This window comes from Bacillus sp. EA-CB0995, from assembly GCF_055814245.1.
On sequence record NZ_CP169269.1, the window covers coordinates 3859867 to 3872392 of the forward strand.

Here is a 12526-nt window from a genome sequence, read left to right on the forward strand (position 1 = left end):
ACGAGGCTTTTATTTTTATATAGCAAGAGGTATGCCAAAACTCTAATCATTACCAAATTCCTTATTTCTTCAGGGACATGCTGCCAAAGCCCTTATATGTACACCTGCATGTGTCGCATTTATGCTACAAATGATAACGATGACTCTTTTATGAATGTCGCATATGTAAGACACCGTCGCAAAAACGCGACGGTGAATATTGCTGTACACTCTATCGACATCCACAGCCCAAACAAAAAAAGGGCCTGTTTGCCCTTTCCATTTCCTCATTGTATGCCATATCTGTCTATTTTCCGATATAAGCTGGCCCGGTGAATTCCTAAAAGCTCGGCTGCCTCTTTTCTATTTCCAGATGTTTTTTCCAAAGCTCTCGCAATCACCCGTTTTTCAGCTGATTCCACTTCCATGTACAACGAATAATTCATCTCAATCTCATCTTGATCCACTGCAAACATTTCATGATACAGCTCCTCTTGCAAACCCTTTTTCCGCAAGTAGACAGGAAGGTGATGCACTTGAATAATCGTTCCTTCAACAACATTCATCGATCGTTCGAGCACATTCTCTAGCTCCCTAATATTCCCTGGCCAATCATGCTCCATGAATATATCTCTCACTCTCTCATCCAATGAAATGACACTGCTTCCAAACTCCTCATTCAATTTCTGAATTAAAAATTTTGTTATATGTATAATGTCTTCCTTTCTTTCTCTTAACGGAGGAATATCAATCGCAAAAACATACAACCTATAATATAGATCCTCTCTAAATTCCCCTTTTTGAACCATTTCAATGAGATTTCGATGTGTCGCCGCAATGAAACGGACATCAATCTTGCGAATGTTCGTGCCGCCAATTCTTTCAATCTCTTTCTCTTGAAGAACGCGAAGCAATTTCACCTGCATGTCCAACGGCATATCGCCGATTTCATCCAAAAACAACGTTCCATTATGGGCCAGTTCAATCTTCCCGGGCTTTCCGCCTTTTTTTGCTCCCGTAAAGGCGCCCTCTTCATAACCGAACAGTTCAGCCTCCAAAAGATCCCTCGGAATCGCGGCACAGTTCAAACGAATAAATGAACCTGCAGCACGCGGACTAGCATTATGAACCGCATGGGCAAAGAGCTCTTTCCCTGTTCCGCTCTCACCTCTTATCAAAATGGTAGACCGGCTTTTTGAAACCTTTAAGGCCATAGCCTTCACTTCGTTCATTTTCTCGCTCTCTCCTATAATACTTTGAAATGAAAGCTTCCCCCGTTGCAGCCGTTTTAATTCAGACTCATAGTATGACAGCTTCGATTCCATCGTGCTAATCTGATCCGCCAAAGCCTTAAACTGCTGTATATCATGGAACATAATTTTGCCTATGGCACCAATGATTTTCCCTTCCTTAGCAATAGGTATGCGAATTGCAATAATATTCCGATTGTTTATTCGCTGAATATGCCCGATTTCCGCATTCCCCGTTTTCACGATAATATGCATCCTCGTATTCTCAACAACCTCCGTACAATGCTTTCCGATTGCTTCCTTTGGGTCATTGATTCCCAAAAATTGCGCATAAGAACCGCTTATGAAATTGATGATTCCTTGCTCATCCACCCCTAAAATACATTCAGACAGCAAATTCAAAGCATTTTCATACTGACTGATGATAGTTTCCAAGGACTGTACGCTTTTTTCCTTACTGTGCTTGTTTTCCAGTATTACAATCGATTCTTGTCTTTTCTCATTCTGATATACCGGGGATTCGTTCACGATGAACAATTGATTGTCGATCTTACACTCATACTTATACAGATTATCATTTTGATTGACTAACAGCTTTTTACTGTCGGGAATGATTGTTGATATGCGCTTGCCCACTATGTCGTTTTCTGTTTTGTTTAACATACTGCAGAATGATTGGTTGCTGAATGTGATGATTCCATCATGACTTATGACGGCAATTCCGTTATCCATTAACTGAAGAGCATGGCCGATTAATTGCAGATTTACCCCTTCATCAACATGCATTTGAAAACCTCCCTATCAAATAACGCTCTTTCTCTTATGTAATATATATCCATTTTACAACACCTTGTAAAATACTTGGAACTCCTAAAATTATTTAACAGTTCATTTAGTTGATTAGTGGGCTTATAGGCGAATTACAATTTTAGATGCACAATTATCTTCCTTATAGCCGTTCATGACTTTCTTGAAGTTTAGTTATGAATATAATAAAACGCCGACTCAGCTAAACATTCGCTTGTTGAGTCGGCGTTTTATATCTATGATCCTTAATGTTTCGCATTGGGTTTCAGAATGTACAACGGAATGCGTAGTTTCTCCTCTAAACTTGCTACCATTTCATCTAACACGTTTTTCTTTAAATAAAGAAAGGCTGCTTCCTCTTCTTTCGTCATCCTACGAAAATTCTGTATACCATCTAATAGTAACCAATCCGTATCATCTATGATATTACGATAACGTTTCTGTTCTACCTCGTTATCTATCATCATAAGCATTTCTTTAACACTAGTAATATTAAATCGACGTTGATTTCCATCAATAAAGTATACTGAAATATAATCAATTGCTTTATTAATTTCGAAATGATACGTATTATGACCGCGTTTCACTTCTGCTATATGCGCTATTAATTCCTGTCCTTCCGATACTGATATCTCGCAAATTTGCACCTGTTTCATTTTCTTCGTCTCCTCTTACTGTATTTAATTACATGTAAAATTTTAATAGATAAATATTGACGAAGTGTAAAAATAGCATAAATTTTCCATTAACACTTAATAGACTCTCTTTTGATTAAATCTTTATCAAGTGGTAAATAAATGAAGTTACCCCTTCTAAAAGAACATAAGTTCGTATATAATAAGAACAAACGTTCTCAGTATTAGGAGTGATTACTTTGTATGACTATTCTCTTTTACCAAAACGGAACATCTTATGTGTAGATTTACGAAGTTTTTACGCTAGCGTTTCCTGCATCAAAATGGGTCTCGATCCATTGCGCACAAAACTAGCTGTTGTTGGCGATGTGAATAGACAAGGTTCGATTGTGTTAGCTGCAGCCCCTCCTCTCAAAAAAATAGGAGTTAAAAAGATGAGTCGGTTATATGAGATTCCACAGCGGTACGACGTACTTATTGTCAATCCACAAATGGAGACTTATATAAGGTGTTCGAATTACATAACAAAATTGGCCCTACAATACGTTACTTTTGAAGATTTTCACCAGTATTCCATTGATGAATTCTTTATGGACATTACAGCAAGTTTACATCTGTTCGCACGAACTCCATACGAATTTGCTATGAAGTTCAAAAGAGAAATATATCATAAGACACGTATTGATAGCACAATTGGAATTGGTCCTAATTTATTAATGAGTAAGGTTGCCCTTGATGTAGAAGCGAAAAAGAACGCTGACGGGATCGCATATTGGAGTTATGAAGATGTGCCGGAAAAACTATGGCCAATTCGTCCACTCAGCAAATTTTGGGGAATATCGAGTAAAACCGAGGCGAAGTTAAATCGAAAAGGTATTCATACGATCGGCGATCTGGCCCATTACCCTATCAAGTACCTAAAGGACTCATTCGGTATCATTGGAGAAGAACTTCACTTACATAGTAATGGCATTGATTTTAGTCTAATTTCTGAAAAGTATATACCGAATGAGACTTCAATCGGTAAAAGTCAAATACTCATGCGAGATTATAAAATAGATGAGGTTCAGCCAATTCTCTTAGAACATACCGAAGAAGTTTGTTATAGATTGAGGCGAAAAAGAAAATTGGCAAGGACTATACAGTTTTCCATTAGCTATAGCAAAGACTATCCAGGCGGATTCAAAAAATCTTGTACATTGGAACGACCTATAAATTTAACTTTAGATATATACCGTGTTTGTTTCATGTTTTTAAAGCAACTCCATACAGGGGAACCGATTCGTACAATAAGCATTGCACTAACTAATTTAGTGAACGAGGGTGAAGAACAAATTAGTCTTTTCGATGACATACGAATGAGAGAAAGAGAAATTATACTAGCCAGAACTATGGATGAAATACGAACAAGGTTCGGTAAGAATAGCATTTTACGAGGTGTGTCTTATACTTCTGCAGCAACAGGAAGATACAGAGATACGCTTATTGGAGGACACAAAGCATGAGTGCGAGACGTTATCGGCTAAGCGAAACGTTGGTATTACAACGTTTTCAGCGACAAACGATGACTGTTCTTTAAAGAAATAAGCCAAGGCTACAAGAACAGGATAACTGTTCAGACAAGTGAGAGGAATGAAGGAGTAACGACCCGAAACTCTCCCAGTGAGATTCCCGACAGCATACGCTAGGCATAGCGTGATGTTGGAAGCAGGGTGAAAAATGCAATCACTATCCGAAGTACCCTATAGGGCAACCGAAAGCCATTCGGAATAATAAACCAAATGGAACTGATAAAGTATTGTATGCTGTCAACCGACATGGTGAGAATGTGTAAACACTGACGAACTTGCGAATGTACGCCTCGATATTGTGACGGGTCAGAAATGATTCGGAGTCTGAAAATAAGACTTGTCTAACGGATTGAAATAATTCATGCTGTAACAATCCTAACGTTGTTATAGGCAACGGAGCTAGACACGTGGTATAGCAAGCACCTAAATCGGAGGTCTTATGACCTTTAAAACAATGATAGTCTGAACGGAACGTCGAAAGCTACTAACGTTGAGAGCAATCTCTATCGGCGGATATAGTTGAATACGAAACGGACAACCGAGGGAAGTATTCTTAATAGTAGTGAGAGTAGTGGCACGACCCGAGAAGGTTCTGTAATGGAACTGGAGGAACAGCCACAAGCCTATATTGGAGGAACTGAACTTTCATCTAATCTTGCATGGATTCTGGTAAGACTCAAAAGGTCACCAAAAATCAATATAAGAGTAGGTGATAGACCATGAATGACAAATCTAAGCCCACGCTAAAGGATAAGAAACTTAGACACAACGAATACTACGGTATTCAAACTGTCCTAGACGACTTATACCAGAAAGCAACCAAAGGAAATTCTTTCAAGAAACTGATGCCTACTATCACATCAGACGAAAATATACTCCTCGCTTTTCGTAACATAAAAGGAAATAAAGGGAGTAAAACATCCGCCTGTGACAACATAAACATCAAGGATATTGAGAGAATGGAACAGAGCTATTTCTTGAATGAAGTGAAAAGACGCTTTCAAAACTACCAACCACAAAAGGTAAGACGGAAGGAAATACCTAAGCCCAACGGAAAAACAAGACCTCTGGGAATACCAAGTATGTGGGATAGAATTATCCAACAATGTATTCTTCAAGTTTTGGAACCTATTTGCGAAGCCCAATTTTGTAATAGAAGTTACGGATTCCGCCCGAACCGAAGTGCAGAACATGCCATAGCGGATAGCACTAAAAAGGTAAACCAACAAAACCTTACTTATGTGGTAGACGTGGATATTAAAGGATTTTTCGACGAAGTAAATCATGCCAAACTCATGCGCCAAATATGGACACTGGGTATACGGGACAAACAATTACTCGTCATTATCCGAAAAATATTGAAAGCACCAGTGCAAATGCCTGACGGTACAACAATGTTTCCAACAAAGGGAACTCCACAAGGAGGAATCCTTAGCCCACTACTTGCAAACGTCAACCTTAATGAATTTGACTGGTGGATAAGCAAACAGTGGGAAACATTCAAAGCCCGAAAGGTACAACCAAGATACAAAGATGGAATCTGGAGTAACGACTGCGTAACAGGAGTCCTATCCAAATACTCTAATATGAAACCTATGTATATCGTAAGGTACGCAGATGATTTCAAAATCTTCACAAACACACGAAGCAATGCAGAGAAAATATTCAAAGCATGCCAAATGTGGCTAGAAGAACGCTTGAAATTGCCTATCTCAACCGAAAAATCCAAGGTTACCAATCTGAAAAAGCAAGAGAGTGAATTCTTAGGCTTCTCTCTCAAAGCTGTAAAGAAAGGAAAACGGAAAAACGGAAACACACGATATATTGCAGAAACACACGTATCTCCAAAAGCACTGGAAAAGACGAAGCAAGATTTAGCAAAACAAGTGAAAAAAATACAGAAAACCCCGAACTCTATTGAAGCAATCAAAGGAATCAATTTATACAATAGCATTGTCATTGGCAAGCATAACTATTACAGAATAGCAACGCATGTCAGCCTAGACTTCAACAAAATGGGTCTAGAACTCGACTATATGATGTATAACCGTTTCCCTAAGCCAACAAGAAGAGGAAAAAGCAACACTAATGGATACACGAATATAGGAAAATATGAAGGAAAAGACAAAGGTATCAAACCATATCTAAAGTCAAAAATGATGAGATATCTCATGAAGTGTCCTATCCTACCAATCTCTTATATTTCACACAAAAGTCCGTTGATGAAAAAGCAAGCTATTAACAAGTACACCTTAGAAGGGCGAGCCTTGATACACAAAAACTTGGCAGACATAACCGAAACAGAACTAAAATGGCTAAGAGAAAATCCAGTCATAAATGGACGGACAACCGTTGAATACAATGACAATCGAATTTCTCTTTACGTAGCTCAAAAAGGTAAATGCAGTGTAACAGGCGAGAAACTCTTGCCCTGGGATATCCATTGTCACCATAAGCAATTATGGAGTGAAACAAAGGATGACAGCTACAAAAACCTTATCATCATCAAACCAAGTGTTCATAGACTAATACACGCAACCAAGAAAGAAGCCATAAACCAACTACTCAATGAACTAAAACTCAATGGGGAACAGTTAGACAAACTTAACAAATTGCGAAAGCTAGTCAAAAACGAGGAAATCTGTATTGAATCACAAATTGAAGTGGGATTAAATTATGAACAACTAGCGTTGTTTGCTTAGAATTTATCATTATTAGATGGAAAGAAAACTACAGTATAGGTGGACCGCGGTATGCCGTGAAAGTGGCACGTACCGTGCGGATCGGGGGAAAAGTTAGAGATAACTTCAAAGACTTACCTATCGATATACAATACAGGAGTACCGAAAATGAAAGGTCGTGGCATGGTAAAATGGCAGCCATTTGCGTCAATGCCGGAACAATTCGCTGGTATAAAACAAATCGTTGAAGAACAGACAAAAATACCACGCCCTATTATTACACAAGATGCAAAAGAAGAAATCGAAAGAGCACTACTTGAATCAATGAAATTACAAAAAACAATTATGATTTCTTACTACCAAAACGGACAGATTCTACATGAGACAGTCGTTACAAAAGTGATTGCACGCCAAACAAGAATAGTGTTTTTTCAAGACTTGTTTGGGTTTACATTACGGTTAAAGTTTGATGATATTGTAGGTGTTGATTAAAATCTATTAACGGCTATTTTAGTTGTACATACGCTGCGCTTATGGATTATACAAACTACTTCGTAACGCAGACCAGCGTATGACAAAGCCCCATTCGCTGCAAGATTTCCAAGCTGGTTGACTGGTACCCTTCTTTCCGAAACCATGTGGCAACATGAGCAAATGTAGCAAGATGTAGAAGTGTATGAACGCCACACAAATGAGAAAAGTATGGAAATTCCTGTAGATATGCCCTAAGTTTTTTAATTTTCATTAGACCAAATCCATTAAAAATTGCTCATTAATCAATCCATGAGTTCTAGCAAATTAATTAATAAAAATAAACCCTCTAACAAATCTTGTATTAATTATAAGATTTGTTAGAGAATAAGAGCTTCTCAATAAAGTTGAAAATAATGTAATCAACAAATAGATGATCAAAGAAAGAAGACCCTCTCAAAAATGGCTTTCGAGAGGGTCTATTTTATTGTTTAATCTGCTAATTTCCTTTAAAAAGCCCTATTTTATATTTGTCTTGTCTCATTTAAATTCGGGATGGAGGCTTTTCCCCTTATTTTTTTAACAGCTTCTATCCCAAACCACATAAAAGGAATGCCCCAGGCTAACACTGAATAGTTACTTAAAATTGGTACAAAGTTAATAATTGGTGCCAAGATTAACACAATGGCCGGGACAGCAGAAAAAACTTTTGTTTTTAATGAAGCAATGCCCAGCAAAATCATTGAAAGCATAATGGTCACCATCATGAAAGGACCTGCTATCATAATTGGAAACGGCGGTGTATCCATCTGCAACACCTTTGGATCATAGACAGCAAACACTAACGACGTAAACACCATTCCCATCAAAATAAAGCTTCCAATGGCATAGAGGATAAACGCCGTAAATCCTAATTTTCCAAATTCCTTTTGATGAGTGAAATACAGTCCAAAAATTCCTAACCCCATAAATATAGTTCCTAGGACACCTGCTGTTAACTCTTGCGGACTGTTTGCCCCCCATACTAATGCGAGCGGACACATTAACGCCCGAAAAAATCCTCCGATGATACTAAAAACCGCCAATAAACGAATCACCCTACTATACGACATTTTATCAACTTCCTTTCGTTTTATTAATTTAAATTTATCAATCCCGATATCCCGGAGTCATGTGACCTCTGTCCCGACCAACCGGGAACTTTTTGTTCTGAAATAAGAAATACGCAAGTGTTTGGTTAGCCCTAACGAGCAATTTTTTTCTTTTATGTCTGATGGTTATTTGACATCGAGGGGGACTATGCTCTGGGGCTGGACAGTTATCGAAATTCAAGATGCATTCTGAACATAAAAAAAGGCTAAAACCCTAGCCTTTTTGTAACAATCACACCATATTCATCTTACTAAGCAAAAATTTTTTCACTGTTTAATTACGAGTTACGGGAGAAAATCCTTTCATAATCAAGGGTTACAATTATGTTTTTTCAGTTTTACAAGGTTTATCGCTTCCCTTGTAACCTTCAACACCTGCTCTTAAGCACTATTCAATCCTAGGCTATTCTTCTTTTCCCATCCCGGCTTCCCTGGCCATGATGATCGCCTGTGCGCGGTCGGCTGCATGCAATTTACTTAATATATTCGAAACATGATTTCGTACTGTTTTTTGGTTTAAGCCCAATACTGAAGCAATTTCCATATTGTTTTTTCCTCTGGCAATATGATCGAGCACCTCTCGTTCCCGGTCGGTCAATTCGGGAAATACCTTGGCTTTTACATGCTTTGTTTTCGCTTCGAAATAATACATCATCCGTCGGGCAATTGCAGGACTAAAGATCGCTTCACCTTCACCGACGGCTTGAATCGCCCGTACAATCTCATTCCGATTGGCCTCTTTTAAAAGATATCCTCTCGCTCCTGCCCTGATGGCTGCGAACACAGAGCTATCATCATCATACATCGTAAAAACAAGAATTCCAACATTTGGAATTCTTTGAATAATATGCTTGGTTGCTTCAATCCCGCTTATTTTAGGCAAATTAAGGTCCATCAAAATGATATCCGGATTTAATTGTCCGGCCAATTCAATGGCTTCCTCCCCTGTTGCCGCTTGACCCACTACCTCAAATTGCTCAACAGTCTCCAACATTCTAATTAACCCTTCACGAAACATTGGGTGATCCTCCACGATCAAGATTCTCACCTATTACTCCTCCCTTCCACAACGGTAATCGTACTTCTATTGAAGTTCCGTTCTCATTTTTTATCAAAAATTCCCCACCTATTTCTTCCGCACGTTCTCTCATCGAATGAAGCCCAATCCCATTTTTCCGGACAGCTTTTATCCCGCGCCCATCGTCCTTTACCGCTATAAACAAAGATTGATCCTTTATTTCAAGCGTTACATGACAATTAGACCCTCCCGAATGTTTGACGGCATTCGTAATGGCCTCCTGAACAATACGATAAGCTGCCACTTCAATGGCTGCATGCAGTTGAAGGGTTTCTTCGGGTGTCCCAACCGATACGTTAAGCGATGTATCTTCATATTGATGGCATAGCTCTTGAATGGCAAAAATCAACCCTAATTCATCTAATGCTGGGGGTCTCAAGTTATAGACCAACTGACGAATATCTCCAATGGCAGAGAGGAGATTAGTCTGTATTTCAAGGATTCTATTTTTCACATGTTCTTCTATATCTTTTTGAAAAATCAGCGTATCCATTTTTAACGAAATGCTAGCCAGGCTTGCCCCTAAACCATCATGCAAGTCCCTTCGCAGCCTCCGTCTCTCTTCCTCCCGTAAACTAACAAGTTTGATTCTGGAGCGTTGGAGTTCATTAGCGACCCGAACTGTCTGTACAGCTAATGTGACTTGTCGCAACAAATCGGCTAATAAATAGATTTTTTCAGGTGGGAGTGTCTCCTGTAAGGAACGTGCCCCAACCGTGAGAATTCCAATACACTCTCCTTGCAAAGAAAGAGGAAGCTCAGATTTAACAGGAATTTCCTCGCCAAATGAGGCAATTCGCTCAAACTTCTCTCCCATTTTTATATCAATCGCTGCAAATGTAAGCTTGAGTGCTTTGGCCACTTCCTCCACAATGGTCGGCAGGACAGAGGAATTCGTCATCGTTGATTCCAGTCGCTCGGTTAGGGATGACAGGATATGATAGGGATCCTCACGGTCTCCATAGACTAATCGGTTAACGGATTGCTGTACCTTTCCCCGTAAAGGCTGAAAAAGAATCGCAACTATCCCAGTCGCAAGAAGGAGATAAAGATATTATTCTGATTATTCACCATAATCCCTAAGGATCCAACGATTAGTACATAACAACCCATGACAAAGATGGTAACGAAGGAATAAACGATCGTCCTGCTGAACAATGTGGATAAGTGCTGCTGCCGTTGCTCTAAAATGGCTATCCCAATAGAAAATGGCATAAATAAAAGGGCCATGTAGTACAAAAACCACATGCATAATTTCACAAGGCCGTTTTCACCGAAGCCCGAATATAAAAGCAGCGACAAGACAGACATAATAAACCCGCTCATACTGACAGCGAACCAGCGGATCTGCCTTTTGAGCTGTTTTGTTTCGGCATGGCGATAGCGATATATTTGTGAAAAAATAACAAGGAGATGGAGGGATACCCATGTGCCAGTCCGAGCAAATATCGGCCATGCAGCCGGATCGATAATGGAACCAGATAAAAAGTAGGCGCCAATATTCCCGGTTAAACCAATAATAGCAGGAATCATCAGCCACCTTGGCCGAAACCTTCCATCTGGAAACATAAAGAAAAAGAATAAATATAAATCGCCAGCAAAGCCTTCAATAGGAAGTATCTGCTGCAAATGGGGAGCCTCGTTAATAATGGGAGTACTAATGCTTAAGATGGTTCCAGTTGCAATCAGCATGATAGAAGTATAGATACAAATACGATCCTTCATCCCATATACGTAAAGAAGGCAGCCTACTGCAAAAAAAGATAAAAATTGAATCAATAATAAGACAACAAGAATGCCGCTATAAAACGCCAACGAAATTCCATAGGATTGTAAACTGTGAGCTTCCTCGACACTCAAAAGGAAAAGATCCGAGCAACGATTCTCCTTACATATGGTTAGAAGCAAATCATAAGCTTTGGTTTCAGAATAGATAAAAAGCGCAAGCGAAATAACTGTGATATACCACCAGGCACCGTGAGAAACCAAGTGCACCAGCCAATTAATCTTTTTCTTCATAACACTCCTCTTTTTAATGAAATACTATCTCCTAACTTTTATTCTATTTCAGCATCTGATTCAAAAGACCTCTATCCATCAAAAAAGCTTCTTTTATTCAGGAATCAGTGAAAATTTGCCAGAATCCAAAATGCCCGCTTCCTATTGTAAAAGTAAAAATGAAACAATTTGGTGATGATGCATGCAAACAGGAAGCTTATAGAATAAGAAAGGATGCTGCTTAAACCTTCCTATAACATAAATGACATGTTGTTTGTTTCTAAATAAAACTGAAGGAAGGATATTAATTTGGCTAAATTCAAACAACGAGGAAAAAGTGGAGTTATCATGTTTATTTAGGAACTGCCCCACTAACAAAAGAATGAAAAGAAGTTTCAAAAGGAAATGCGGGCTTTAAGACCAAAAAGAAGCTCAAGCCGTAGCACGCCTTGTTGAACCCTAAAAAGAGAATAGAACTTTTATAAAAGAATCAGATTTCTGCCCTCTAAAAAATCCTGAGAAGAAATTTTAACCACATAAAAAAGCCTACTTCCTTAAAATTTAGGAAGTAGTCCATACTTTAGAAAAAAATCATTTACATAACTGGTTCTGATGTATTTTTCACATCATGCCGCCCCTAAGATGAGGGTGTGTAATATCTTTACCGTTGCATGCTAAAAGTGCGATATATTAAGGTTTTTGCAAATCAGAGTTGCAACATTTTTTACAAGAATTTACCATTTTTCGTTTGATTGCGTTAGCAAAATGTTAGCATTTCAAGCAGATAGTCTGTTACCGTTATTCATACACCCTAAATGGCTTAGGTTTTTAAGAAATTCAAAATATCCTTACTTAAAGACCCAATATGATGCGCTACGAAATACCTTAGCATGGTTCTTTAGTCT

9 protein-coding genes are annotated in these 12526 nt (G+C 38.7%); 3 read left to right on the forward strand and 6 right to left on the reverse strand.

Going from position 1 to position 12526, the window contains the following annotated elements; all coding sequences use genetic code 11:
• Positions 1-266: 266 nt before the first annotated feature.
• Together ACEWFJ_RS19805 and ACEWFJ_RS19810 are read right to left on the reverse strand one after the other, a co-directional pair.
• Positions 267-2015: a sigma 54-interacting transcriptional regulator gene (locus ACEWFJ_RS19805; protein ID WP_473689647.1), complete on the reverse strand. Its 1749-nt coding sequence runs from the start codon at positions 2013-2015 to the stop codon at positions 267-269.
• 266 nt (positions 2016-2281) lie between these two features.
• Positions 2282-2692, reverse strand: coding sequence for a hypothetical protein (locus tag ACEWFJ_RS19810; RefSeq protein ID WP_473689648.1), 411 nt, complete (start codon positions 2690-2692; stop codon positions 2282-2284).
• A 218-nt stretch (positions 2693-2910) separates the two neighbouring features.
• Here ACEWFJ_RS19810 and ACEWFJ_RS19815 point away from each other — a divergent pair, with 218 nt between their 5' ends.
• The 3 genes from ACEWFJ_RS19815 to ACEWFJ_RS19825 all read left to right on the forward strand — a co-directional run bounded on the left by ACEWFJ_RS19815 (position 2911) and on the right by ACEWFJ_RS19825 (position 7415).
• A complete protein-coding gene (locus ACEWFJ_RS19815; RefSeq protein WP_473689649.1) occupies positions 2911-4176 on the forward strand; it encodes a Y-family DNA polymerase in 1266 nt (421 codons plus the stop codon).
• Positions 4177-4961: 785 nt separating this feature from the next.
• Complete coding sequence (ltrA, locus tag ACEWFJ_RS19820; protein ID WP_473689650.1) at positions 4962-6944, forward strand: group II intron reverse transcriptase/maturase; 1983 nt, start codon at positions 4962-4964, stop codon at positions 6942-6944.
• A gap of 147 nt (positions 6945-7091) precedes the next feature.
• Positions 7092-7415: a YolD-like family protein gene (locus ACEWFJ_RS19825; protein WP_473689651.1), complete on the forward strand. Its 324-nt coding sequence runs from the start codon at positions 7092-7094 to the stop codon at positions 7413-7415.
• A gap of 503 nt (positions 7416-7918) precedes the next feature.
• On the opposite strand, the gene ACEWFJ_RS19830 is transcribed toward ACEWFJ_RS19825, so the two are convergent.
• From ACEWFJ_RS19830 to ACEWFJ_RS19845, 4 genes are all read right to left on the reverse strand, one after another.
• Positions 7919-8506: a hypothetical protein gene (locus ACEWFJ_RS19830; protein WP_473689652.1), complete on the reverse strand. Its 588-nt coding sequence runs from the start codon at positions 8504-8506 to the stop codon at positions 7919-7921.
• A gap of 442 nt (positions 8507-8948) precedes the next feature.
• On the reverse strand, positions 8949-9563 hold the full coding sequence (locus ACEWFJ_RS19835; protein WP_473689653.1) for a response regulator: 615 nt from the start codon (positions 9561-9563) through the stop codon (positions 8949-8951).
• Positions 9553-10524, reverse strand: a complete 972-nt coding sequence (locus ACEWFJ_RS19840) for a sensor histidine kinase (RefSeq protein WP_473689654.1) — start codon at positions 10522-10524, stop codon at positions 9553-9555. Before ACEWFJ_RS19840 ends, ACEWFJ_RS19835 begins: the two co-directional genes overlap by 11 nt.
• A 122-nt stretch (positions 10525-10646) precedes the next feature.
• Positions 10647-11642, reverse strand: coding sequence for a hypothetical protein (locus ACEWFJ_RS19845; protein WP_473689655.1), 996 nt, complete (start codon positions 11640-11642; stop codon positions 10647-10649).
• Positions 11643-12526 lie beyond the last annotated feature (884 nt).